Origin of the sequence: Streptomyces corchorusii, assembly GCF_001514055.1 — a bacterium.
Taxonomy (GTDB): domain Bacteria; phylum Actinomycetota; class Actinomycetes; order Streptomycetales; family Streptomycetaceae; genus Streptomyces; species Streptomyces olivaceoviridis.
In genome coordinates, this window is the sequence record NZ_KQ948356.1 from 173,754 (window position 1) to 198,659 (window position 24,906).

Here is a 24,906-nt window from a genome sequence, read left to right on the forward strand (position 1 = left end):
CGCCACCGCCGCGGCAAACCCGGTCGGCGGCCGGTCCGGCGGCTTCAGGAGCCCTCGGGCCGGGCGGTCTCGCCCAGGACGGAGCCGAACGCCTCCAGCACGCGCAGCAGCGGTGTCATGACGGAAGGGTTCTCGCTCAGCTGGGCGAACAGCTCCTGCAAGAGGGCGGTCGCTGCTTCTTCGTACCGCTCGTCCCGGCTCGTCCCGTACACCAGGAGCAACGCCAGCTGGGCCTCCAGGACGCCGGTGCTCGCGTCACCCAGCACACGCCGGGACGTCTCCAGGTCCCGCTCCGCCTTCCGCACGTCCTCCTCCGTGGTGCGGGGCAGGAAGTCGTCGAGGGGACCGAGGGCCATCACCTGGTCCATCAGGACGCGCACCAGACCGAGCAGGTCCTCCCGGTCCCCTTCCTCGGCGACGGAGAAGAGTCCCGCGACGGTCTGGTTCACATCCGGGTGGAAGACCGGGCGGCGCGCCAGCACGGTGTCCAGGTTCCTGACGGAGAGGGTCACGGGGTGTTCCTCGCCCAGGGCACGCCGGCAGTCCCTGAGCAGTTCCGCGCGCATGTCCCGGGTGCCGGCCTCCCCCGCGGTGTCGTCAAGTGTCATGACGAGGTCGTGGCGGGCCCTGAGGGTGTCCGGGTGGTCCGGCCCCCGCAGCCGGACCAGGCCCGCGAGGCACTCCTCGGCCAGCCGCACGGCTCGGTCGGCGTCCCCCTTCAGCCAGACGATCCGGCGCAGGTTCGAGAGGGCGTCCAGGGTCACGAGGTGGTCCGCGCCCAGGATCCGCGTGCAGTCCGCCACCACCGTCTCGGCCAGCGGAGCCGACTCCGCGAGAGGGCGCAGCATCCGCGTCACCCGCGCGAGCGCGACCCGCACCTCCAGGGTCTCCTCGGCCTCCGCGCCGTGCAGGCGCAGGCACCCCGCCTCGGCCCGGCGCAGCAGCTCCATCCCCCGTGCGGCGGCCTTCCCCCCGGAGTCGAGAAGGTAGTCCCCGGTGCGTGCCAGCAGCCGGACCATCGCCGGGGTGTCGTCCTCGCACCGGACGTGTTCGGCCAGCGCCTCGGCGTGCGGAAGCAGGGAACGCATCACCGGCCAGGCGGACGGCTCGTCCATGTCCTCGGGCAGAGCCACCGCCAGCGCGTCCACCGCCGCGCCGCGCGCCGCCTCGACCGCCTCCTGGCCGCGATGCCGGTCGCCGGGGCTGTGGGCACGGGACACCGCCTGCACCAGCCGGTGCACGGACACCGTGTCACCGGAGAGCGTGATCATGCTGTGGGCGGCCAGCCGGCCGAACGCCCGGCGCACGGCGAGGGATCTGTCCAGCGAGGCGAACAGGTCGCGCGGGATGCCCTCGGACGCGTACCAGGCCAGCATCAGCAGGATCCGCACGGCCAGGGGGTCGTCCGCGAGGCGGTCCAGTGTGACGTGCCAGACACGAGCCACGGTGCGTTCGTGGTCGCCGCCCTCCACGGTCTCCGCGTACATGTCGGCGGGCGACTTCGCCAGTTCCTCAAGGTAGGTGGAGGCCGTGCAGTGCGTCATCCGGCAGTAGGCCGCCGCCTGGGTGACCGCCAGCGGGAGATGGCCCAGTTCCGCGCAGAGCCGGGCGGCGTCCGGGTCCGCGCCGTGTATCTCCGTGAACAGGCGCACCGCGTCCTGCGGGGAGAGCACGCCCAACGGCACCTCCTCCGCGATGCCCTGCCATCCCGCCGTCAGCCGGCTGGTGATCAGGAAGCGGCCCGAGGTCACCCTGGCCAGCAGGGGCACGGCATCCGCCGGGTGCGCCACGTCGTCCAGGACCACGAGCCAGCCGGTGTGAGCAGTGAGCCAGCGCAGGGCCCACTCGCTCATCTGCTCCCGGGGAAGCACGGTGCCGAGGGACGGCTGGAGGACGGACGCGAGGTGGGCGAGTCCCGCATCGATCGCGGCGCGGCTGCCGGCCTTGATCCACCACACCGGCCCCGCCCCGGTGTGTTCGGCGGCCATGCGTGCGACGAGCGTGGACTTACCGATGCCGCCGAGCCCGTGGACCACATGGACCAGGGGCCGGCCGGACGTGCCCCGCGCGTCGTGCAGCAGCGCGAGCTGAGCATCCCGCCCCAGGCAGAGGTCGGCCCGGAAGGGCAGGTTGGTGAGCCGGGCCGGGGCCCGCACCGACTCGGCCGGCGGACACGCGTCCGGCAGCAGCGCGGCGACGTTCTCGATGTGCAGACCGACCGCACCCGGGCCGGTGACCGCCTGGCCGATGCTCCCACCGGCGGCGACGGCGCTCGAACCGGAGGCATCGGCGGTCGGCCGACGGTCGAACAGGGCACTCATGCGCCCATGATGACCGCCGGGCGCGGGAACCGTCAGGCAGTCGGCGGGAGTTGGAGCGGGGACACCCGCCCGGGGAGCCGGGCGCCGGCCACCGGGAGCGGCTACTGCCCGGGGCGGATCCCCAGGGGCCCGCCGATCTCCTCGGCCATGACGCGGCCCGCCTCGAACTCCAGGGTCTCGTCGCCCATGGCGGCCTGGTCGGTGTCGAGGCCGTCCAGTTCCTCCAGGGGCTGGTTGAGGCGGACGTGGATGAGGACGGACTGGAGGGCGCGCAGCACCGCGGAGGCCGTCGGTCCCCAGTTGGAGAAGTAGGAGAACTGCCACCACCACAGGGCCTCGGTGGTGCGGCCCGCACGGTAGTGGACCATGCCGTGGCGCAGGTCGGCGATGATGTCGGCGAGGTCGTCGGAGAGCCGGGCCGGCACCGGCGCCTTGCGGGGCTCGTACGGGTCGAAGACCTCGGAGTAGACGTCGATCGGGTCCAGGAGCCGGGCGTACCTCTCGCGCAGCTCGTCCACGTCCGGCTCGGGGCCCGGGTCGGGCTCGTAGCGCTCCTCGGGGACGATGTCCTCGTGCGCGCCCAGCCGGCCGCCGGCCAGCAGGAGCTGGGAGACCTCCAGGAGGAGGAAGGGGACCGCCGATTCGGGCTCGTCGCCCTTCGCCACCTCCGTGACGGCCACCAGGAAGCTCTCGACCTGGTCCGCGATCTGGACCACGAAGTCGTCCGGGTTCTGCGTCGAGGCGTGCAGCGTGGCGTCAGACATCTAGGAGTCGTCTCCCCTCGAAGGCGCGGCCCAGGGTCACCTCGTCCGCGTATTCCAGGTCACCACCCACCGGGAGGCCGCTGGCCAGGCGGGTGACCTTCAGGCCCATGGGCTTGATCATGCGGGCGAGGTACGTCGCCGTCGCCTCGCCTTCCAGATTCGGGTCCGTGGCCAGGATCAGTTCCGTGACCGTCCCGTCGGCCAACCGCGCGAGAAGTTCTCGTATACGCAGGTCGTCGGGTCCCACGCCCTCGATCGGGCTGATCGCGCCACCGAGCACGTGGTACCGGCCCCGGAACTCACGGGTGCGCTCGATCGCGACGACGTCCTTCGGTTCCTCCACCACACAGATGACGGAGGGGTCGCGGCGCGGGTCGCGGCAGATGCCGCACAGCTCCTCCTGCGCCACGTTGCCGCAGGTCGCGCAGAAGCGGACCCTCGCCTTCACCTCCAGGAGCGCCTGCGCGAGCCGCTTCACGTCCGTCGGCTCGGCTTGCAGGACGTGGAAGGCGATCCGCTGCGCGCTCTTGGGACCGACGCCGGGCAGCCGCCCCAGCTCGTCGATGAGGTCCTGGACCACGCCTTCGTACAACGGACTGCCCTTCCTGGAGACCTTTCGGTACGTACGGTAGTTGCCTTGCGCCTCCGCTCGGAAGGCGGAGGCGTCAGAACGGCAGGCCCGGGATGCCGCTGCCGCCGCCCAGCCCCTGGGCCAGCGGGCCGAGCTTCTGCTGCTGGAGCGCCTGCGCGTTCTCGTTGGCCGCCTGGACGGCCGCCACGATCAGGTCGGCGAGGGTCTCGGTGTCCTCCGGGTCCACCGCCTTCGGGTCGATCTTCAGCGCCCGCAGCTCACCGGCGCCGGTGACGGTGGCCTTCACCAGACCGCCGCCCGCCTGCCCGTCGACCTCCGTGTTCGCCAGTTCCTCCTGCGCCCGTTGCAGGTCCTGCTGCATCTTCTGGGCCTGCTGGAGCAACTGCTGCATGTTGGGCTGGCCACCACCGGGGATCACGATCAGCTCCTCGCCGTCTTCTCCGACGTTTTTCTCCGTCGTGAATGAGCCTACGTGGTCCACGCGGCCACTGCTCCGCCACTCTTTCGAGTGAGAACAACGTGAGTCCTATACCTGATCAAGGCCCTCTTACGGGCGGAAAAGTCGGGAAAGCTCCCTCTCCGCCACCCGTTGGGCGGTAGGAAGGTGGCCGCGCGTCGGCAGGGAATGTCACGCTATGCGACCGGTCGTGATCAGTAGGGAGTGCCGGGTGGGTCAGCCGGAGATGCAGCCCGAGGGTCCGCCTCAGGACGGGCGGGGCGAGGGTGCGGCCGGGCTGCGGCCGGGCGATCTGACCGGGCGGGCCTTCCCGCTCGGGGACTGGGGCGAACCCGCCGAGCGGCTGGACGAGCTGTACCGATGGGTGGAGCGGCGGGCGCTGGAGACGGCCGCCTGGTACCTGCGGGACCGGATGTGGAAGCGGCGCGGGGCGCGCGTGCTGCGGGTCGGGGCGGCGGCCGGGGCCGTGGCCGGGGCCGCGCTGCCGCTGCTGGATCTGACCGGGGCGGCCGGCGGGGTGGCACCCTGGGGCTGTCTGGCGCTGCTGCTCGCCGTGTCCTGCGCCGGCATCGACCGGTTCTTCGGGGTCACGTCGGGCTGGATAAGGGACGTGGCCACGGCCCAGGCGGTGCACCGGCGGCTCCAGGTGTTGCAGTTCGACTGGGCGTCGGAGTGCGTGCGGGAGGTGCTGGGGCCGGCTGAGGGTACGGCGAGCGAGGCGGCCGAGCGGTGCCTGTCGGTGCTGCGGCGGTTCTCGGAGGACGTCACGGAGCTGGTGCGCACCGAGACGACGGACTGGATGGTGGAGTTCCGCACCGGGGCGGCGCCGCTGGGCATCCAGACGGCGGTGGCGACGGTGCCGCGCCAGGAGGCCGGGGGCCCGGGTGCCCGCTTCCCCCTGCCACCGGCGAACGGCAGCCGCCCGAACATGCCACGGCAGCGGCCCCCGGAGCCGCGGTAGACACCGCCGACGGGTCCCGCCCGCCCGCGGTTACGGCGCCCCCGCTGCCACGGCCTACGCGCACAGCTTCATCCCCTCCGGTGTCCAGCACGGCACGTGTCCATGGGTGCGGATGACGGACTGGCCGTTGCCCCGGGACAGGTAGGTCAGGAAGCTGGAGGCGAGGGAGTCGGCGGGCGGGCTGCCGTAGGTGTAGGCGTACTCGATCTCCCGGTACGGGTACGCACTGCGCCCGTGCTCGATCGCGTCGACGGAGGGCGCGTCGCCGTCGAGGCCCAGCACCCGCACCCCCTTCGCCCGCAGCGCCAGGTTCAGCTCGCTGTAGCCGACGGCACCGGGCAGTTCGGCCACCTTCGCCAGCACCTGGTCGGTGGAGTCCAGCTCGCAGCGGGTCACCGGCGCCGACGGATAGTCCTTGTGGACGCAGTCGACGGACGGGTTCGCCATCTCGCCCCGCCCCAGCACCCGCCGCTGGAAGACCTGCCGGGTGCCGGAGTTGGCGTCCCGGCTGACCAGGTGCACCGGCAGCTTCCGCCCGCCGAGCCGCGCCCAGTCGCCGATCTCCCCCTGGTACAGCCGCCGCACGTCCGCGGTGGACAGGTTCCGTACGCCCACGTCGTCGTCGGCCACGAGCGCGAACACGGACAACGCGACCCGGGTCTCGCGCAGTTCGGGCATGTCGCCGGGCTTGGGCCCGTCCGAGAAGGCGACGACCGCCGGCGCCCCCTTCCCCTTCGCGGCCGACCCGGCCGCCGCCAGCTCCCGGATGCCCGCGGTGGATCCGTGCACGTCGACGGCGATGTCCGCGCCCTCGCAGTCCCCCTCGTACTCCTTCGCCACCTCCCGCAGCGCCGGCGCGAAGGCCGTCGAGCCGGTCACGGTGAGCGTGCCCTGCTCGCAGCCGACCGGCGGCGGGCTGTCGTCGCGGGCCACGACGATGCCGGCGAGGGTCATCACGCACACCGTGAGCATGAGGGTGATGAGCCGGGAGGCGCGGCTGAACAGGGGCGGCTTGTCGTCCGGGGTGGCGCTGCGGTTGGGGTGGACCTCGCCCTCCCGGATGCCGCCGATCAGCCGGATCCCCCGGCCGACGTCCCCGCCGGACAGCAGCACCAGCAGCTTGAAGTGGTCGCCCCTGTTGAGCGGGACGCGCGGGATGCGCAGGGTGTTGCCCTCGTAGCCGAAGCCGCGCTCGGCGGTGAAGTGGTCCATCAGGTGGTCGGTGTCGGTGGGCTGGGTCACCGACACGCCCCGGATGGTCCGGTCGGTGAAGACCGCGGTGAGCCCGTGCCGTTCGGGGCTGGTGTAGTCGTCGCGGTCGATGCCCTGCGAGCCGTCGTTCTCGATGCGCAGCAGGACGAGCGTGGCGTCCTCCATGCCGGGCGCTTCGAGGAAGAGCCCGAGCCGCCGGTTGACCCGCCCGGACCGGACGTCGTCGCCTATCGGGTTGTCCATCTGCACGCGGTGACCGACCCGCTTGCGGCGGGGCACCCGGCGCTCGTACCAGACCATGCCCGCGGACGCGGCGATGCCCAGCACCGCGGTCCCGACGGCGACGACGTTCTCCGCGCTCAGCCACTCCATGTGGGTGCCCCCGCCACTCCCCGGAGCCGGACGATGGTGGAGTCACGGTACGCGCGCGAACGGGCCCCGGCGGGACCCGTCCCCGAACGTTCGCCCGACGTTCAACCGCCGCCGGGGCAGGGCCCGTTGCCGGTCGCCCCGGTCACTGCTTGGTGTACGTCAGGCTCTCCCCGCCGCTCGCCTTCGCCCGCTTCAGCCGTCCGTCCGGCAGCAGGGTGACCTCGGTGGCCTCGCCCGCGGTGCAGGAGGAGGCGGGCTCGCCGGTGGTCACGGCGGACGGGCCGATCTCCAACGGGCCCTTGCCACCAGGCTGTTCGGCGAGATCCGCCTCGAAGACGCAGTGGTACGACCCACCGCCCTCGGTCGGCCCGTCCGCGACCAGCGTCAGCACCGGGTCGCCCACCTCGCCCTGCCGGATGGTCAGTTCGCGGGTGTGGGAGCCGTCCGCGTTGTCGATGGCCGTCCGCCAGGTGCCCAGATAGGCGTCCGGTACCGCGCCGGCCGTGGAGGCGGAGGGGGACGGCTCCTCCGTCGCGGACGGGGAGGGCGTGCCGGAGCCGTCCGGTGAGCCGGAGGTGACGGTGGGCGCCGGGACGACCGTGCCGCCGCCCTTGTCGTCGACCGTGCCGCCCTTGCTCATCAGCGCGTACACCGAACCGCCCGCGCCCAGCGCGACGACCAGCGCTATCACGACGAGCAGCGCGGTGGACCGCCCGTTGCGCCGCTCGGGGTCCACCGGGACGCCGACGGTGGGCGGTCCGTACGGCGGGGTGGACCCGGACGGCGGATACCCGTAGCCGACGGGCTGGGGGTGCGGCGGATGCGGCTGTGCGTACGGCTGCTGCGGATACGGCTGCTGGGGCGGGTACGGCTGCTGGGGCACCCCGTACGCCGGTCCGAACCCGGCGGACGCGGGCGGCGCACCGGGTGTCGGCGGAGCCTGGGCGGTGACCGCGGCGGGCTGGTGGTCGACGCTTCCGGCGTCCCCGCCGTCGGAGACGGCGGCGTGCTCGGGCCCCCCGCCCGGACCGGACGCCGGACCCGCGTCCCGCTCGGGGTCCTCGGCCTCCAGCAACCGCACCGCGTGCCTGCCGAGCTGCGCGACCAGCGAACTCGGCAGCCAGGGGTCCCGCGACCGCCCCTCGGCCACGGTGTCCTCCACCCCCGTCCGCTCCAGGATCGCGTCCAGCGAGGGCCGTGCCCCCGGCTCCTTGCGCAGGCAGTCCCGGACGAGGTCGGCGATCCCCTCCGGCACCCCGGTGAGATCCGGCTCCTCCTGAGCGATCCGGAACATCAGCGCGTGCGCGCCGCTGTCGGCGTTGCCGAAGGGCAGGGTCCCGGTCGCCGCGTACGCCAGCACGGACCCGAGGCAGAACACGTCGCACGCCGGCGTGATCCGGTCCCCGCGGACCTGCTCGGGCGCCATGAACCCCGGCGACCCGACGAGCGCCCCGGTCCGGGTGAGCCCCTCCCCGCCGGCGGTCGCCGTCTCCCGCGCCCGGGCGATCCCGAAGTCGATCACGCGGGGCCCGTCGATGGTCACCAGCACGTTGGACGGCTTGAGGTCCCGGTGCACGATCCCGGCCGCGTGGATGTCCTTCAGCGCGTGTGCGAGCCCCGCCGCCAGGATGCGTACCGACCGCTCGGGCAGTGCCCCGTGGTCGTGTCCGACGACCTGCTGGAGGCTAGGCCCGGCCACGTACCCGGTCGCCACCCACGGCACGGCCGCCTCGGTGTCCGCGTCCAGCACGGGCGCGGTCCAGTACCCGCCGACCCGCCGCGCGGCCCGCACCTCCTGCCGGAACCGCGCCCGGAACTCCTCCTGCGCGGCCAGTTCCTCCCGGACGAGCTTCACCGCCACGGTCCGCCCCCGGTCCGACCGCGCCAGGTACACGTGCCCCATGCCGCCCGCGCCGAGCCGCGCCAGCAGCCGATACGCACCGATCTCCTGCGGATCCCCCGGCCCCAGCTTCTCCATCCGCGTCCGCCTTCCCCCCATAGGTCTGCGACGACCGAGAATAGTGGCGGCGGTAGGGCCGGGCCCCCTCCGCCGGCGATCCCCGGCCGGTCCAGGCCGGTCTTGCGTCGACAACCTGTCGTGCTTTCCCCCCGCGCAGGGAACAGGACGCCGATAGGACTTCCGCATCGCGGACATCTACGCTCGGCGGCATGACCCCTCAGCCCAGCCCCGAAGCCGGCGCCGCGGTGAAGGCCGCGGACCGTGCGCACGTCTTCCACTCCTGGTCGGCCCAGGACCTCATCGACCCGCTCGCCGTCGCCGGCGCCGAAGGGTCGTACTTCTGGGACTACGACGGCACGCGGTACCTGGACTTCACCAGCGGACTCGTCTTCACCAACATCGGCTACCAGCACCCGAAGGTCGTCGCGGCGATCCAGGAGCAGGCCGCGAAGCTGACGACCTTCGCGCCCGCGTTCGCCGTCGAGGCCCGCTCGGAGGCGGCCCGGCTGATCGCCGAGCGGACCCCCGGCGACCTGGACAAGATCTTCTTCACCAACGGCGGCGCGGACGCCGTCGAGCACGCGGTCCGCATGGCCCGGCTGCACACGGGCCGTCCGAAGGTGCTCTCGGCCTACCGCTCCTACCACGGCGGCACCCAGCAGGCCATCAACATCACCGGTGACCCGCGCCGCTGGGCCTCCGACGGCGCGGCCGCCGGTGTCGTCCACTTCTGGGCGCCGTTCCCCTACCGCTCCCGCTTCTACGCCGAGACCGAGGAGCAGGAGTGCGCCCGGGCGCTGGAGCACCTGGAGACGACGATCGCCTTCGAGGGCCCGGCGACCATCGCGGCGATCATCCTGGAGACCATCCCGGGCACCGCCGGGATCATGGTGCCGCCGCCCGGCTACCTGGCCGGGGTGCGCGAGCTGTGCGACAAGTACGGCATCGTCTTCATCCTGGACGAGGTCATGGCCGGCTTCGGCCGGACCGGCGAGTGGTTCGCGGCCGACCTGTTCGGTGTCACCCCGGACCTGATGACCTTCGCCAAGGGCGTGAACTCCGGTTACGTCCCGCTCGGCGGTGTCGCCATCTCGCAGAGGATCGCGGAGACGTTCGGCAAGCGCCCCTACCCCGGTGGCCTCACCTACTCCGGACACCCGCTGGCCTGCGCCGCCGCCGTCGCCACGATCAACGTGATGGCGGAGGAGGGCGTGGTGGAGAACGCCAGGCGGCTCGGCGAGAGCGTCCTCGGCCCGGGCCTCGCCGAGCTGGCCGCGCGGCACCCGAGCGTCGGCGAGGTGCGCGGTGTCGGCATGTTCTGGGCGCTGGAGCTGGTGAGGAACCGGGAGACCCGCGAGCCGCTGGTGCCGTACAACGCGGCCGGCGAGGCGGGCGCCCCGATGGCCGCGTTCACGGCCGCCGCCAAGCGGCACGGCCTGTGGCCGTTCGTGAACATGAACCGCACCCACGTCGTCCCGCCGTGCAACGCGAGCGAGGCCGAGCTGAAGGAGGGTCTGGCCGCGCTCGACGCCGCGTTGAGCGTCGCCGACGAACACACGGTGTGACCGTACCGCGCCTGCCGCCGGGCGGGTTCGAACGCGTAAGGTGACGTGCTCGTAAGGAACAGCGACCCGCGTAGATCGCGAGTCCGTACGAGTACGTCACCCGGACGTGTGAGGAGAGGCACGGACATGCCCGGCAACGGCACCGTGACGCGCAGCACCCTGCGCCAGCAGATCGCGGACGCACTCCGTGACGAGGTGCTGGCGGGACGGCTGCGCCCGGGCCGGGCGTTCACCGTGAAGGAGATAGCCGACCAGTACGGCGTCTCCGCCACCCCCGTCCGCGAGGCGCTGGTCGACCTGTCCGCGCAGGGCATCCTGGAGGCCGACCAGCACCGCGGCTTCCGGGTGCCCGAGTACTCGGTCACCGACTACCGGGACATGATCGAGGCGCGCAGCCTGGTCACCGACGGCATGTTCCAGGTCCTCAGCGCCGGCCACCCCGCCTTCCGCACCCCGCCCGAGGACCCGCGCACGGCCGCCGCCCTGGCCACCGTGCGCCGCCGGGGCGAGGAGGCCCAGCGGGCCGCGACCGCCGGCGACCTCACGGTCCTCATCGGCTACGACCTCCGCTTCTGGCGCGAACTGAGCGCCCTCTTCGGCAATCCCTACCTCGGCGACTTCCTGCACCGTCTGCGCGTGCGGTCCTGGGTCTGCGTGGTGCAGCACCTGCTGCGGCTGCCCGACCTGCGCGGCCGGCTCTGGTCCGGGCACACCGAGCTGGTCGACGCGCTCGCCCGGCGCGAGACCGAGACCGCCCGTGCGATCGTCGCCGCCTCCAACGCCGACTCGCTGGCGCTGCTGGAACACCTGACCAAGGGGTAAGTGACCGGTACGTGCCCCTCCGGTCCGTACGGGAGGAGCCGCCCCGGGGCCGTACCGACTACCCTTCCCTGACCACCTGCTTGCCGTGCGTGACCGCGCGCCTGCCGACGTAGGAGCCCTCTTTTGGCCTGTGACCTGTGGCTGGTACCGCTCGTGGACGTGTTGTGCCACACCCCGGACAACCCCTTCGCCGAGGAACTCGCGCAGTACGACAAGGCTCTCGCCGAGGCGGGTCTGCCGCCGGTGCCGGTGTACCAGTACATGCCGGGCCTGTCCGGCGACGTCGCCCCGGTCGCCGGTTTCGACTACGACGCCCTGCACTTCCTGCGCCGGGCCTACCTGCTCCAGGTCTGCGGCCTGCCGGTGACCCCGGTGGACGAACTGGGCGGCGACTACGAGCAGTTGCTGGAGATGTTCGAGTCGACCGCCCAGCAGTCCCACCTGGTCTGGCACTACGACCACGCGGGCGCCTACGTCCCGGTGGACTTCCCGCACCCGCTGTCGAACGACGAACTCCTCGCGGGCGGAGGCCCGTTGGGCTCGTCGCAGGCACTGCTGCGCGAGCTCCAGCACGTCGCCCCGGCCATCGGCATCGACCCGGCGAACCCCCCGGCGCCCCCCGCCCCGCCCACGGCCCCCACCGAGCTGGAGGAACCGGCCGTCCCCGCCCCGTACGACCCCAGCCCCTTCGCCCGCGAACGGCACGTCTGGCTGGGCCTGCACGCGGCGGCGACCCGCTCACTGGCCCAGGGCTCGATGATCGTGTTCAGCTGACGCCCGGCACCGAGGGCGGGAAGGCCGGTCGGGGTTACCGCACCGGCCGTCCCATCAGATCCCCGGGCTCCGGGAGAGGGACGCTCAGAGGAACGAGTTGATCTCGATCGTCTCGTCGCGGCCCGGGCCCACGCCGATCGCGGAGATCGGTGCGCCGGACATCTCCTCCAGCGCCTTGACGTAGTTCTGGGCGTTCTTCGGGAGGTCGGAGAAGGACTTCGCCTTGCTGATGTCCTCGCTCCAGCCCGGCAGCATCTCGTAGACCGGCTTCGCGTGGTGGAAGTCGGTCTGGGAGTAGGGCAGCTCCTCGACGCGCTTGCCGTCGATCTCGTAGGCCACGCAGACCGGGATCTGCTCCCAGCCGGTGAGGACGTCCAGCTTGGTGAGGAAGAAGTCGGTCAGGCCGTTGACGCGGGTGGCGTAGCGGGCGATGACCGCGTCGAACCAGCCGCAGCGGCGGTCGCGGCCGGTGGTGACACCGCGCTCGCCACCGATGCGGCGCAGGGCCTCGCCGTCCTCGTCGAACAGCTCGGTCGGGAACGGGCCCGCGCCGACGCGGGTCGTGTAGGCCTTGAGGATGCCGATGACCCGGCTGATCTTCGTGGGGCCCACGCCGGCACCGGTGCAGGCGCCGCCGGCCGTCGGGTTCGACGACGTCACGAAGGGGTAGGTGCCGTGGTCGATGTCCAGCAGCGTGCCCTGGCCGCCCTCGAAGAGGACGACCTTGTCGTCCTCCAGGGCCTGGTTGAGGACCAGGACCGTGTCGGCGACGTACGGCTTGATCTGCTCGGCGTAGCCCAGCAGCTCCTCCACCACCTGGCTCACGGCGATCGCGCGCCGGTTGTACAGCTTGGTGAGGATCTGGTTCTTGACGTCGAGGGCCGCTTCGACCTTCTGGGTCAGGATCGACTCGTCGTAGAGGTCCTGGACCCGGATGCCCACGCGGTTGATCTTGTCGGCGTAGGTCGGGCCGATGCCGCGCCCGGTCGTGCCGATCTTGCGCTTGCCGAGGAAGCGTTCCGTCACCTTGTCGACGGTCACGTTGTACGGCGTGATGATGTGCGCGTTACCGCTGATCAGGAGCTTTGACGTGTCGACGCCACGCTCGTTCAGACCGCTCAGCTCGGAGAGCAGGACCGACGGGTCGACGACGACACCGTTACCGATGACCGGCGTACAGCCGGGCGACAGGATTCCGGAAGGGAGGAGGTGGAGCGCGTACTTCTGGTCGCCCACGACGACCGTGTGGCCGGCGTTGTTGCCGCCCTGGTAACGCACCACATAGTCGACGGAGCCACCGAGCAGGTCCGTCGCCTTTCCCTTGCCTTCGTCACCCCACTGAGCACCGAGCAGCACAAGTGCGGGCACGCGCGTACACCCCTTCCGGGCGGGGCATGTCCAAGGTCGGGGGCTTGGGCGTAAGGTTCACCGCCGCGTACCACTGCGACCGCCGTTGGTCGCACAACCGTCGGACCGGATGCCCCGGAATAGACGAAGCCCCTGGCGCAATAGCGCAAGGGGCTCTTGCACAAAGATGCTACCCGAGGAAGCGAGGCAGGACCGAGGTGGCGACTTTCGCGACGTCCGATCAGCTGCTGGTGATCATCGATCCATCGGCACGACAGGCGGACGGAGAGTCCGTACGGATCGCGAAAGACGTGCTCAGCGCGGGTGCGGCGGCGAAGGTGTGCCTGCCGGACGGGCCGGAGGAATTCGCCCGCGCGCTCGGCCGAAGGGGGTCCCGGCGGCCGGTGGTGATCGGCGACGACCGGGCGCTGGTGCGGGCCGTCACCCTGCTGCACCGGCAGCGGGAGCTGGCCGGATGCGCGCTGTCGGTGGTGCCGGTGGGGGACGCGGCGCTCGCCGAGTCGCTCGGGGTGCCCGGCGGCACGGTGGCGGCGGCGCGGGCGGTCCTGGACGGCGCCGAGCGGCGGCTGGACCTGCTGGTGGACGACAGCGACGGGGTCGTGCTCGGCACGCTGGGCATCCCGCCGACGCGGCCGGTCCCCGCCGAGCCGGTCCCGCTCGGCCCGGAGCGGCCCTGGTACCGCTCCCTGGCCCGCACCCTCGCCCCCCGGCCCGCCCGGCTGTCCGCCGTACCGTCCCCGCGCGTGACCCGGCTACGGGTGGAGGTGGACGGGGAGACGGTGGTCGACCTGGACCAGCCGGTGGAGGCGGTGGCGGTGACACCGGGCCGGACCGGGACGGCCTCGGTGGAGGTACGGCCCCTGTCGGTGGGCGCGGAGGCGACCCCGCTCCTGGCCTCCGGCCACACGGTGACGGTCACGGGAGCGGACTTCCGCTACCGGGCGGACGCGGCGGTCTCGGGCCCGGTACGACGCCGCACGTGGCGCGTACTGGAGGGGGCGTGGGCGCTCACACTCCCCCGCACGTCGCCTCCCGCCGCACCCACCGGATCGTGACCGCCTGAGCGTCAGCCCAGCTCGACGCCCAGTCCCTCCAGGCCCCGGATCACGAAGTTCGGCTTCCGGGTCGGTTCCTCGGTCGGGGTCAGGGTGGGGGCCTGCCGGAGGAGGGCCGTCATGGAGGCCGTCAGTTCCAGGCGGGCCAGGGGGGCGCCGATGCAGTAGTGGATGCCCGCGCTGAAGGAGATGTGCGGGTTGTCCTTCCGGGTGAGGTCCAGGCGGGCGGGGTCGGTGAAGACCGCCGGGTCGTGGTTGGCGGAGCCGAAGAGCATGGCGATCTCCGAGCCCCTCGGGACGGTCGTGCCGTCGATCTCGATGTCGTCCAGGACCCAGCGTTCGAAGAGCTGGAGCGGGGTGTCGTAGCGCATCAGCTCCTCGATCGCGGAGGGGATCAGGGAGTGGTCCGCGCGGAGGGCCGCGAGCTGGTCCGGGTTGCGGAACAGCGCCCACCAGCCGTTCACCGTGGCGTTGACCGTCGCCTCGTGGCCCGCGTTGAGGAGCAGCACCGCCGTGGAGATCATCTCCTGCTCCGTGAGGCGGTCGCCCTCGTCGTGGGCCGCGATCAGGCCCGAGATCAGGTCGTCCCCGGGGTCCTCGCGACGGGCCGCGATCAGCTCCCGCAGACAGTCCGAGAACTCCACCGACGCCCGCACCGCCCGCGCCGCCGTCTCCTCGGACGGGTTCAGCTCGTACATGCCGCAGATGTCCGCCGACCAGGGGCGCAGCTGCCCACGGTCCGCCTCCGGGATGCCCAGCATCTCGGCGATCACGGCCACCGGCAGCGGCTCGGCCACGTCCTTGAGCAGATCACCGCCGCCGTTGCCGACCAGGGCGGCGACCAGGTCGTTCGCGAGCCCCTCGACGTACGGCCGCAGCCGCTCCACCGTGCGCGGCGTGAACGCCTTCGACACCAGGCGCCGGATCCGGGTGTGGTCCGGCGGCTCCAGGTCGAGCATGCCGTGGTCGTTGAGGGTGTGGAACGGCTCGTGCTCCGGCGGGGGCGGGGTACGGCCGAACTCCTCGTGGCCGAACCGGTGCTGGTACGTCCGGCCCAGCCGGCGGTCGCGCAGCAGCGCCGAGACGTCCGCGTGGTGCGGGACCAGCCACTGGTCGGTCGGCTCGTACCGGATCACCCGGCCGCGAGCGCGCAGCTCCGCGTAGGCCGGGTACGGGTCGGCGACGAACGCCGGGTCCCAGGGGTCGAACGCGAGGTCATCGAGGCCTGCCATGCGGGGACGCTAGCGCGCCGGACGTCATCTGACCAGGGCGTAGTCGTAGTACAGGGGGTCGCCCTCCTCGTCCACCGGGTACTCGTAGCTGCTCTGGTTCGCGAGGATCACCTCCAGCTCGGGCAGGGCGTCGAAGCCGAGGTCGTTCTCCTCGATGGTGTGGCCCCGTGCCGCGAGCTGTTCGAGCAGGTCCTCACTCGGGGTGCGGAAGACGTCGAGCCCTTCGAGCAGCACCCGGACGCCGGCGTCCTCCTTCCGGAAACGGATCAGCTCCACCCCGCTCAGCGTGCCCCTGCTGAAACCGAGCACGACGTCCGTCTGGGAGTCGTCGTGCGTGAGGACGATCTGCCCCGGCTCCTCGTCGGCGGCGGCGGTCCGGAGAAGACCCCACGCCTCCACTGCGGCGCGTGCCTCATCGATCGACATGCCGAGCCGGAAACGTCCGACGCCGACATGCGGCACCAGTTCCAGTTCCATGTTCACTCCCTCGGTCACGGGCCCCCGGATCCTCACGCCGGACACCGCCAGGTACGCGTCCCCGGTCAGCCGGGCGTCACCAGGCGGGCCTCGTACGCGAACACCGCCGCCTGGGTGCGGTCGCGCAGGCCCAGCTTCACCAGGATCCGGCTCACATGGGTCTTGATCGTCGACTCCGCCACCACCAGGCGCCCGGCGATCTCCGCGTTCGACAGGCCCTGGGCGATCAGGACCAGTACCTCCGTCTCGCGTTCCGTCAGTTCCCCGTACGCCGCCTGGGCCGCCGGCATCAGCCGGGGGGTGTCCGCCAGGCGGGAGAACTCCGTGATCAGGCGCCGGGTGACCGAGGGGGCCAGCAGGGCCTCGCCCGCCGCGACCACCCGCACCCCGTCGGCCAGCTGGCGCGCCGAGGCATCCTTGAGGAGGAAGCCGGAGGCCCCCGCGCGCAGCGCCTGGTACACGTACTCGTCCAGGTCGAACGTGGTCAGCACCAGCACCTTCGCCGTCTCGTCGGCCGCGACGATCTCCCGGGTCGCCTCGATGCCGTTCAGCTCCGGCATGCGGATGTCCATCAGGACGACGTCCGGGGACAGTTCACGGACCCGGTCCACCGCCTCCCGGCCGTTGACCGCCTCACCGACGACCTCGATGCCCGGCATCGCGTTCAGCAGCACCGAGAATCCCTCGCGGACCATCATCTGGTCGTCCGCGATCAGCACCCGGATCGTCATGCCCCACCCTCGATCGCGGGGGCCGCCGCCGGCACCGGCAGGAACACCGCCACCTCGTAGCCGCCCTCGTCCGTGGCAGCCGCCGTCATCTCGCCGTTCAGCATCGACACCCGCTCCCGCATGCCCGTGATGCCGTGCCCGGCCCCGGGCGAGGGCTTCACCAGGTTCGGCGCCGGGGCCGGACCGTTCACCACCCGCAGGCCCAGGCCGCCCAGGACGTAGCCGATCTCGACGCGGGCACCCGCGCCGGGCGCGTGCCGCAGGGTGTTGCTCAGCGCCTCCTGCACGATGCGGTACGCCGACAGCTCCACCCCCTGCGGCAGCTCCCGCACCGCGCCGGTCACCACCTTCTCCACCTCCAGACCGGCCTCCTGCACGTTCGCGAGCAGCCCGTCCAGGTCGGCCAGGGTGGGCTGCGGGGCGTCCGGGACCTCGTAGTCCTCGGCGCGGACCACCCCGAGGACCCGGCGCAGCTCGGTCAGCGCCGCCACCGCGTTCTCCCGGATGGTGGCGAACGCCTTCTCCAGCTCCGGCGGCGGGTTCTCCACCCGGTACGGCGCGGCCTCCGCCTGGATGGCGACCACCGACATGTGGTGGGCGACCACGTCGTGCAGCTCCCGGGCGATCGTCGTGCGCTCCTCCAGCAGGGTGCGCCGCGAGCGCTCGTGCTCGGTCACCGACTGCTGGGCGGTCACCTCCTGCTGGGCCTCCCGGCGCACGTGCCGGACCGTGACGGCCAGCAGGGCCAGCGCGGACAGCACCAGCATGGGGGCGGTGTCGGTGGCGTAGTGGTCGTAACCGAGGACGGCCTCGGCCCAGAAGCCGTACACCGCGGTCAGCAGCCACATCCAGGCCGCCGCGCGCGGGCGGGTGCGCATCGCCACGACCGTGAGCACCAGCAGGTGCGAGACGAAGCCGCCCGGCGGCCAGGGCCGGCTGCCCCAGCCGCCGCTGAGGACCGAGGCGACCGTCGTCGCCGCGAACGACAGCCAGAACGCGCCGACCGGACGCACCAGGGTCAGCAGCACCGGGGCGAGGGCGAGCAGCCCGCACAGCAGCGCCGGCGCGCCGACGTCCGCGCCCGCCACGCCGGCGAGCGACGCCACGAGGCCGCCGGCCACCACCAGCGCGTGCGGGGTCCAGGCCGCGCGGGCCCGCACCCGGTCGGGCAGGTGGCGGGTGAGGCGGCCGTCCACCGCCATGCGGGGCAGCGGCCGGTAGGCGAAGGCCTCGTGGAACAGGTCCTGCCGCAGCCCGCGCAGGGCGTCCACGGCCAGCCGGAACTCGGGGCTGCGCGGCCGGCCGGCCGCGCCCGGCGGTGTCGTCTGCGTGTGCGTCGTCTCGGTCACGTGCCACACGGTAGGCGCGCACCGGACCCCCGGTCGTCCCCTTGGAGGGGGGTCCTCGGGGGTCCGTCTCAAGGACTACGGAGCCCGGGGCGTACCACGGCTGTCACCAGGCGAGCTGGGCGATCTCCTCCGCCACCACCGCGCAGGCGTCCGCCGCCGGGTCGATCAGCGGGAAGTGGCCCACGTCCGCCAGCAGGGTCAGGCCCACCATCTCGCCCGCCTTGGCCGCGGCGTCCGCGTAGGACTCGGCCACCGGCTCCGGGACGACCAGGTCGGCGCGGCCCTGGACGAGGGTCGTGGCGATGCCCGTCGGCAGGAGCAGTACGGGGTCGGCGTACGGGCGGCGGGTGGCGAAGGCGTCGGGGCCGCCGAGGAGTTGCAGGGACGCGTGCGCGCAGACGTCCAGTTTCTCCGCCACCTCGAAGTCCGCGATGGGGGCGAGCGCGACGACGCCACGGAGATCGGCGGGGCCGTCGGTGCGCCACGGGGCGTCCGGGGGGAGGACATGGCGGGCCGCCGCCCACAGCGCCAGGTGCCCGCCCGCCGAGTGGCCGGTCAGGACCGTGCGGCGCGGGTCCGCCTGCGGCAGCGCCTCGCGGACCAGGGCGGGCAGGGCGTCCAGGGCCGCCGCGACGTCGTCGAAGGTGTCGGGCCAGCGGCCGGCCGGCCGCGTGCCGTCGTCCGGGGCACCGGCTGGGTCCTCGCCGCGTCTGTACTCGACGTTGGCCACCGCGAAGCCCCTGCGGGCCAGGTAGTCCGCGAAGGGGGTGATGTGGCGGCGGTCGTAGCGGGCGCGCCAGGCGCCGCCGTGCAGGACGACGACCAGCGGGGCGGGGGCGCCTGGAGCGGCGGAGTCCGCTCCCGGGCGGGGAGCGTAGAAGTCGATCACCTGGTCGGGGTGGTCACCGTAGGCGGCGGTGACGTCGGGGTCGACCGGGGAGTGCGAGAAGGCCGACTCCTCTTCGGCGGCGGCGCGGGCTGCGGCGGCGTCGTCCGGCATGCTCCAACCTCTCAGCGACGATGGGGTGCCTCCCAGGATTCTCGGCACCGGGGGAGGGTTTGGCGGACCAGGTGGGAAATCGGCCGTTGGCGGGGACGGTATCAGGCAGGTGACGTGCGGGGACACGGGGATGTCACGCACGGTGAAGGCCACCCGGCCCTCCGGGCCGCGGCAGGCCCGGCGCGGAGCCCGTCGGGGCCCAACGCGGGGACGGGTCGGACGAGTTGGGGGAGCCACCGGAGGCCCGGCGCGCGGCCACGGGAGGCGTGGCGCGGGGGCGGGGTGACCGGAACTGATGCCCCGGTGCCCTGCCCCGGGCGCCTCGCACCCGCCGTCCTACGCCAGTTCCTCCCCCAGCGTCCGTGCCGCCCGTTCCGCGTCCCGGAAGCTCACGTACAGCGGGGTGAAGCCGAAGCGGAGGATGTCGGGGTGGCGGAAGTCTCCCACCACGCCCCGGGCGATCAGGCGCTTCATCACCTCGCCCGCGTCCGGGCAGCGCAGCGCGATCTGGCTGCCGCGCTCCGCGTGCGGCCCGGGGGTCACGCACTCCACCCGGCCCGGCTCGGTGTACTCGTCCACGCACCGCAGGAAGAAGTCCGTCAGCGCCAGGGACTTGGCGCGGACGGCGTCGACGGACACCCCGTCCCAGACGTCCAGGGCGGCCTCCAGCGCCAGCAGGGAGAGGATGTCCGGGGTGCCGACCCGGCCGCGCACCGCGCCCGCCGCCGGGGCGTACGACGGACTCATGCCGAACGGCTCGGCGTGGGAGTTCCAGCCGGGCAGCGGGGAGTCGAAGCGGTCCTGGAGTTCCCGCCGCACGTACAGGTACGCCGGTGAACCCGGGCCGCCGTTCAGGTACTTGTAGGTGCAGCCGACCGCGAGGTCCACGCCGTGCTCGTCCAGGCCCACCGGCAGCGCGCCCGCGCTGTGGCACAGGTCCCAGACCGCGAGGGCCCCGCAGGCGTGCACCGCGGCGGTGAGCGCCGGGAGGTCGTGCAGCCGGCCGGTGCGGTAGTCGACGTGGTTGAGCAGCACGGCGGCCGTGCGGTCGCCCAGCGCCGCCGGCACCTCGGCCGGGGTCACCGCGCGCAGGGTGCGGCCGGTGAGCCGGGCCGCCGACTCGGCGATGTAGCCGTCGGTGGGGAAGGTCGTGGCGTCCACCAGGATCTCGTCGCGGCCGGCGTCCGCCATGCGGATCGCGGCGACCAGTGCCTTGAAGACGTTGACGCTGGTCGAGTCGCCGACGACGATCTGGCCGGGCGCCGCGCCGACCAGCGGGGCGATCCGGTCGCCGATCCGCTCGGGCGCCGTCCACCAGCCGCTCTCCTCCCAGGAGCGGATGCGCAGTTCGCCCCACTGGCGGCGGACGACGTCCGCGACCCGGTCGGGGACGTGCGCGGGCAGGGCGCCGAGGGAGTTGCCGTCCAGGTAGACGCCCGCGGGGCCGGCCGCGTCACCGGACGCGGAGTCGAGGACGAAACGGTCGCGCAGGGGCGCCAGTTCGTCGGCCTGGTCCAGTTCCTTCGCGAGCTGGGGCAGTTCAGACATGGGACCTCGCCGTCCACAGCTCGGGGAACACGTTCTTGCGGGCGCGCTTCTCCAGCCAGGCCACACCGGCGGAGCCGCCCGTGCCGGCCTTGGCGCCCATCGCGCGCCGGGTGGCGACCAGGTGGTCGTTGCGCCAGCGCCAGACCAGTTCGGCCACGTCGCTCAACGCCTCGCCGAGGCGGGCGAGTTCGGCGTCCTGGTCGCCGGAGTAGATCTCCGCCCAGGCCGCCTCGACGGCGTCGGAAGGCTCGTGACGCGCGGAGACGTCGCGGTGCAGCACGGAGTCGGGGATCGCGTGGCCGCGGCGCGCGAGGAGCCGTACCACCTCGTCGTACAGGCTCGGCTCGTGCAGCGCCTTCTCCAGTTCCGCGTGGACGCGCGGGGCGCCGCGGTGCGGGACGAGCATGGACGCGGACTTCTCGCCGAGCAGGAACTCCAGGCGCCGGTACATCGCCGACTGGAAGCCGGAGCCCTCGCCGAGCGCGCCGCGGTAGGAGTTGAACTGCGCCGGGGTCAGCTGTCCGAGCGGCTTCCAGGAGGCGTTCAGGGCCTCCAGCTCGCGCACGGAACGCTTCAGCGCGGCGAGCGCGGTCGGCACGTCGTCCGCGCGCAGCGCCCGCGCGGCCGTCTCCCACTCGTGCACGATGACCGTGAACCACAGCTCCATGACCTGGGTGGTCACCAGGAAGACCATCTCTCCGGGGTCGTCGGAGAGGGTGTGCTGGAGATGGGTGAGGACGTCCGCCTTGACGTAGTCCTCGTACGGCGTCGTCCCCGCGAAATCGAGATTCGGGGTCTCGGGCTCAGCGGCCTCGTAAGGGGGGTGAGCCTGTTGGGACATCGCTGTCTCCTGTTGTCACTCCGGGTAGCGGTCCGCCCCTGCCGATGCCGGCACGGGGGCCCCGGTCCCCATACGGAATCCTCCGCAATCACCCCCGATACGGCAAGGGCGATCATGCCTCCTGCCGGGCGCCGCCGCCGAGGGGAGCGCGTCCGCCGGCGACCAGCAGGGCGGCCAGGGCGAGCAGGAGGGCCCCCGCCGCCAGGGCCGCGCGCAGACCGAGGGCGGAGGCCAGCGCGCCGCCGAGGAGTCCGCCGACCGGCATGCTGCCCCACGCGAGGACCCGGTACGCGGCGGTCACCCGTCCGGTGAGCGCGTCCGGGATGCGGGCCTGCCGTTCGGAGACCGTGACCACGTTCCACACCACCACCATCAGCCCGTTCACGGCCAGCAGGGCCGCGGCGAGCGCGGCCGGGCGGGCGACGGTGAGCAGGCCGAAGGCCGTCGCCGAACCGGCGGCGGAACCGGCCAGCAGGAGCCGGTGGGGAAGCCGCCGGGCCAGCGGGGCGGCGACCAGGGAGCCGGCGACGCTGCCCACGGCGCTCGCCGTCAGGAGCAGTCCGTAGCCCGTGCCGCCGAGGTGCCACTGGTGCCGGGCGAACAGGACCATGACACCCCAGGCGGCGGCGCTGCCCATGCCCAGCAGGACCGTCGCCAGGGCGAGCACCCGGACCACCCGGTCGTCGCGCAGCCAGCGCAGCCCCTCGGCGACGCTGTGCCGCAAGGACGCGGTCCCCTCCGGTGCGGAGGTCCGCGCCGGGCGGAAGCGGCCCCGGACGCCCGCCAGCAGGGCCACCCCCAGCAGGTAACTGACCGCGTCGATACCGGCCGGCAGCCAGCGTGCCACCGCGAACAGGGCGGCACCCGCGGCCGGTCCCGCGAACTGGACGAGCACGGTCGCACTGCCGTGGAGGAGGCTGTTGGCCCGGACCAGCGAGCCGGTCCCGGCCACGGCGGGGATCACCGCCTGCATGGAGGTGTCGAAGAAGATCTGCGCCGACCCCAGGGCGAACAGCACGACCAGCAGCAGCCAGATGTTCCCCACGTCGCACGCCACGGCAGCCGCCAGGGCCGCCACGAGCAGCGCGCGGCAGCTGTCGGCGATCAGCAGCACCTTCCTGCGGTCCCAGCGGTCGACCAGCCCGCCCACCAGCAGCCCGAGGAACAGCCAGGGCGCCTCCGTCGCGGCGGCGGCCGCGGAGACGAGCACCGGGTCACGGGTCCAGTGCGTGGCCAGCAGGGGGAACGCGCTCAGCTCCAGCCCGTCACCGAGCCCGGAGACCGCCGCCGCGGTCCACACCAGCCAGAAGTCCCGCGACAGCCCCATGGGCCCCGGCCTCCGCGCCCCGGCAGAGCCGTCACGGCGCGGGGCCAGGGCGGACTCCTGCGTCATCCGCGGGTCAGCCCAGGGTCTGGGCCGCCGTCGGCGAGGAGTCCTTCAGGAACTGCGTGCAGCGCTCGTACTCCTCCTGCTCGCCGATCGCCTGCGCGGCGCGGGCGAGGGCGTGCAGGGCGCGCAGGAAGCCGCGGTTCGGCTCGTGCTCCCACGGCACCGGGCCGTGGCCCTTCCAGCCGCTGCGGCGCAGGGCGTCGAGGCCCCGGTGGTAGCCCGTGCGGGCGTAGGCGTACGACTCCACGACCGAGCCCCGCTCGAACGCCTCGTCGGCGAGTTGCGCCCAGGCGAGGGAGGAGGCGGGGTACTTGGCGGCGACGTCCGCCGGCGCGGCGCCGCTCGCCAGGGCCTCGCGGGGCTCCGGGTCGTCGGGGAGGTGGGTGGGGGGCGGACCGCCGAGCAGGTTCTCGTGAATCGTCATGGCTTCAGTTTGACGCACGGGTACGACGGCCTGCTTGAGCGCCCCGAAGGGCCACGGGCAACCGCGCCGCATGAGCGCCCCGAAGGGGCGCGGGGAACTGCGCGACCAGCCCCCACCGGCCCTCGGCCGAACGACCAGGGACGCCCGGAACCCACGCGCCCGCAACCCCCCACCGGACCACCGCCGAAGGGAACCGCCGCTCACCCCGGCCTGTCGGCTTCCAGCGGCGGAGCCGTCACGTTGCCGTGGGTCCGGCACTCCGGTCGCCGGCACCCCGGTGCCGGCCGGCGGACCAGGGCGAACGCGAGCGCCGAACCCAGTACCAGCACCCCCGCGCAAATCGGCATCGCCCGGTCGAACGCCGCGTCGAACGCCGTGGGCGACCGGTACGCCTCCGGCCCCATCCCCGCCAGCAGCGGCAGCGCCGCCACCGCCACCAGCCCCGCCGCCCGCGCCGCCGCGTTGTTGATGCCGCTGGCCAGGCCCGCCCGGGCGGTGTCGACGGAGGCGAGGACCGTGGCCGTCAGGGGCGCGACCAGGATGACCATGCCGGCGCCCATCACCAGGAGGGCCGGGAGCACGTCGGTCAGGTAGTCCGCCCCCTTCCCCACCCGCAGCATCAGCAGCATCGCCGCCGCGCACAGCAGCGGGCCCACCGTCAGCGGCAGCCGCGGCCCGGTGCGGTCGGCGAGCGCGCCCGAGCGGGAGGAGAACAGCAGCATCAGGGCGGTGGTGGGCAGCAGGGCCGTACCGGCGGCGAGCGGCGAGTAGCCGGCCACGACCTGGAGCTGGAGCGCGGTGAGGAAGAAGAAGCCGCCGAAGGCCGCGTACACGCACAGGGTGACGAGATTGACCGCCGTGAACTGCCGCGAGGCGAAGATGTCCGGCGGGAGCATCGGGTCGGGCCGGTGCCGCTCGACGTACACGAAGGCCACCGCCGCCGCGAGGCCCGCCGCCCCGGTCAGGGCGACCGCCAGGGAGCCGCCCCGGGCCTCGATCAGCGCGTACGTCAGGAGGGCGAGGGACAGCGCCCCGAGGGCCGCGCCCAGGACGTCGAAGCGGCCGTGGGCGCGCTGGTCGGCGGATTCCGGCACGTGCCGCAGCGCGATCGGCGCGCACAGCAGCGCCACGGGCACGTTGAGGAGGAACACCCAGCGCCAGCCGGGTCCGGTCACCAGCCAGCCGCCGAGGAAGGGGCCGACGGCGGCGCCGATCCCGCCGAAGCCGGACCACAGGCCGACCGCCCGGCTGCGGTCGTCGGGGTGGAAGGACGCCTGGATGAGGGCGAGCGAGCCGGGCGTGAGCAGGGCGCCGCCGATGCCCTGGAGGGCGCGGGCGGCGATGAGGATCCCGGAGGTGGGGGCCAGGCCGCACAGCAGGGAGGCCGCCGCGAACCAGACGACCCCGAGGACGAAGATCTTCCGGCGGCCGTAGCGGTCGCCCAGCGAGCCGCCCAGCAGGATCAGGCCGGCCAGCGTGACCATGTACGCGTTGACCGTCCACTGGAGGGCGGCGAGGCTGGCGTCCAGGTCCTGGCCGATGCGCGGCAGGGCGACGTTGACGACGGTGGAGTCCAGCATGGCCATGCTGGAGCCGAGGACAGTGGTGAGCAGGATCCACTTGCCCTGGGGCGAGGCGAGCCGGACGTCGGGCATGCCCCCAGGTATACACGGGCCCGGCGGCATGGACAG

General features: G+C 73.3%; 22 protein-coding genes. 5 read left to right on the plus strand and 17 right to left on the minus strand.

Annotation, left to right across the window (positions count from 1 at the left end):
* Positions 1-44: 44 nt before the first annotated feature.
* The 4 genes from AQJ11_RS16315 to AQJ11_RS16330 form a co-directional block, all read right to left on the minus strand.
* Positions 45-2,321, minus strand: a complete 2,277-nt coding sequence (locus AQJ11_RS16315; RefSeq protein WP_059263550.1) for a tetratricopeptide repeat protein — start codon at positions 2,319-2,321, stop codon at positions 45-47.
* A gap of 101 nt (positions 2,322-2,422) precedes the next feature.
* Complete coding sequence (locus tag AQJ11_RS16320; protein WP_059263551.1) at positions 2,423-3,085, minus strand: DUF5063 domain-containing protein; 663 nt, start codon at positions 3,083-3,085, stop codon at positions 2,423-2,425.
* Positions 3,078-3,677 carry a recombination mediator RecR gene (recR, locus tag AQJ11_RS16325; RefSeq protein WP_014673987.1) on the minus strand — a complete coding sequence of 200 codons (600 nt, stop codon included), beginning with the start codon at positions 3,675-3,677 and terminating at the stop codon, positions 3,078-3,080. The genes AQJ11_RS16320 and recR overlap by 8 nt, the downstream gene beginning before the upstream one ends.
* 73 nt (positions 3,678-3,750) lie before the next feature.
* Entirely contained in the window at positions 3,751-4,095 is a 345-nt protein-coding gene (locus AQJ11_RS16330; protein ID WP_014673986.1) for a YbaB/EbfC family nucleoid-associated protein, read from the minus strand.
* Positions 4,096-4,345: 250 nt separating this feature from the next.
* Between AQJ11_RS16330 and AQJ11_RS16335 the strand changes: the two genes are divergently transcribed.
* Entirely contained in the window at positions 4,346-5,095 is a 750-nt protein-coding gene (locus AQJ11_RS16335) for an SLATT domain-containing protein (protein ID WP_014673985.1), read from the plus strand.
* Positions 5,096-5,149: 54 nt separating this feature from the next.
* On the opposite strand, the gene AQJ11_RS16340 is transcribed toward AQJ11_RS16335, so the two are convergent.
* Both AQJ11_RS16340 and AQJ11_RS16345 read right to left on the minus strand, forming a co-directional pair.
* The gene (locus AQJ11_RS16340) at positions 5,150-6,679 is read right to left on the minus strand and encodes a substrate-binding domain-containing protein (RefSeq protein WP_059263552.1); all 1,530 of its coding nucleotides are present in this window, start codon (positions 6,677-6,679) and stop codon (positions 5,150-5,152) included.
* A 142-nt stretch (positions 6,680-6,821) separates the two neighbouring features.
* Positions 6,822-8,657 carry a serine/threonine-protein kinase gene (locus AQJ11_RS16345; protein ID WP_059263553.1) on the minus strand — a complete coding sequence of 612 codons (1,836 nt, stop codon included), beginning with the start codon at positions 8,655-8,657 and terminating at the stop codon, positions 6,822-6,824.
* Between the two features lie 191 nt (positions 8,658-8,848).
* Between AQJ11_RS16345 and AQJ11_RS16350 the strand changes: the two genes are divergently transcribed.
* The 3 genes from AQJ11_RS16350 to AQJ11_RS16360 all read left to right on the plus strand — a co-directional run bounded on the left by AQJ11_RS16350 (position 8,849) and on the right by AQJ11_RS16360 (position 11,800).
* A complete protein-coding gene (locus AQJ11_RS16350; protein WP_041665392.1) occupies positions 8,849-10,204 on the plus strand; it encodes an aspartate aminotransferase family protein in 1,356 nt (451 codons plus the stop codon).
* Positions 10,205-10,330: 126 nt separating this feature from the next.
* On the plus strand, positions 10,331-11,026 hold the full coding sequence (locus AQJ11_RS16355) for a GntR family transcriptional regulator (protein WP_014673981.1): 696 nt from the start codon (positions 10,331-10,333) through the stop codon (positions 11,024-11,026).
* 123 nt (positions 11,027-11,149) lie between these two features.
* Positions 11,150-11,800: a hypothetical protein gene (locus AQJ11_RS16360; RefSeq protein WP_058081285.1), complete on the plus strand. Its 651-nt coding sequence runs from the start codon at positions 11,150-11,152 to the stop codon at positions 11,798-11,800.
* Positions 11,801-11,884: 84 nt separating this feature from the next.
* On the opposite strand, the gene AQJ11_RS16365 is transcribed toward AQJ11_RS16360, so the two are convergent.
* On the minus strand, positions 11,885-13,168 hold the full coding sequence (locus tag AQJ11_RS16365) for an adenylosuccinate synthase (RefSeq protein WP_041665390.1): 1,284 nt from the start codon (positions 13,166-13,168) through the stop codon (positions 11,885-11,887).
* Between the two features lie 197 nt (positions 13,169-13,365).
* Here AQJ11_RS16365 and AQJ11_RS16370 point away from each other — a divergent pair, with 197 nt between their 5' ends.
* Positions 13,366-14,223 carry a diacylglycerol kinase family protein gene (locus AQJ11_RS16370; protein ID WP_014673978.1) on the plus strand — a complete coding sequence of 286 codons (858 nt, stop codon included), beginning with the start codon at positions 13,366-13,368 and terminating at the stop codon, positions 14,221-14,223.
* Between the two features lie 11 nt (positions 14,224-14,234).
* Here AQJ11_RS16370 and AQJ11_RS16375 read toward each other — a convergent pair whose 3' ends face one another.
* The 10 genes from AQJ11_RS16375 to AQJ11_RS16420 all read right to left on the minus strand — a co-directional run bounded on the left by AQJ11_RS16375 (position 14,235) and on the right by AQJ11_RS16420 (position 24,870).
* A complete protein-coding gene (locus AQJ11_RS16375; RefSeq protein WP_014673977.1) occupies positions 14,235-15,455 on the minus strand; it encodes a cytochrome P450 in 1,221 nt (406 codons plus the stop codon).
* Positions 15,456-15,479: 24 nt separating this feature from the next.
* Positions 15,480-15,950, minus strand: coding sequence for a hypothetical protein (locus AQJ11_RS16380; RefSeq protein ID WP_244218268.1), 471 nt, complete (start codon positions 15,948-15,950; stop codon positions 15,480-15,482).
* Between the two features lie 47 nt (positions 15,951-15,997).
* On the minus strand, positions 15,998-16,663 hold the full coding sequence (locus tag AQJ11_RS16385) for a response regulator (protein WP_014673975.1): 666 nt from the start codon (positions 16,661-16,663) through the stop codon (positions 15,998-16,000).
* The gene (locus AQJ11_RS16390; RefSeq protein WP_208616535.1) at positions 16,660-18,012 is read right to left on the minus strand and encodes a sensor histidine kinase; all 1,353 of its coding nucleotides are present in this window, start codon (positions 18,010-18,012) and stop codon (positions 16,660-16,662) included. The genes AQJ11_RS16385 and AQJ11_RS16390 overlap by 4 nt, the downstream gene beginning before the upstream one ends.
* 103 nt (positions 18,013-18,115) lie before the next feature.
* Positions 18,116-19,012, minus strand: a complete 897-nt coding sequence (locus tag AQJ11_RS16395; RefSeq protein ID WP_059263555.1) for an alpha/beta hydrolase — start codon at positions 19,010-19,012, stop codon at positions 18,116-18,118.
* A gap of 336 nt (positions 19,013-19,348) precedes the next feature.
* Complete coding sequence (gene kynU, locus AQJ11_RS16400; protein WP_059263556.1) at positions 19,349-20,560, minus strand: kynureninase; 1,212 nt, start codon at positions 20,558-20,560, stop codon at positions 19,349-19,351.
* Complete coding sequence (locus tag AQJ11_RS16405; RefSeq protein WP_059263557.1) at positions 20,553-21,401, minus strand: tryptophan 2,3-dioxygenase family protein; 849 nt, start codon at positions 21,399-21,401, stop codon at positions 20,553-20,555. Before AQJ11_RS16405 ends, kynU begins: the two co-directional genes overlap by 8 nt.
* Positions 21,402-21,513: 112 nt before the next feature.
* On the minus strand, positions 21,514-22,728 hold the full coding sequence (locus AQJ11_RS16410) for an MFS transporter (protein ID WP_059263558.1): 1,215 nt from the start codon (positions 22,726-22,728) through the stop codon (positions 21,514-21,516).
* Between the two features lie 73 nt (positions 22,729-22,801).
* Positions 22,802-23,215: a DUF3151 domain-containing protein gene (locus AQJ11_RS16415; protein WP_014673969.1), complete on the minus strand. Its 414-nt coding sequence runs from the start codon at positions 23,213-23,215 to the stop codon at positions 22,802-22,804.
* 200 nt (positions 23,216-23,415) lie between these two features.
* Positions 23,416-24,870: an MFS transporter gene (locus AQJ11_RS16420; protein WP_014673968.1), complete on the minus strand. Its 1,455-nt coding sequence runs from the start codon at positions 24,868-24,870 to the stop codon at positions 23,416-23,418.
* Between the last annotated feature and the right edge of the window lie 36 nt (positions 24,871-24,906).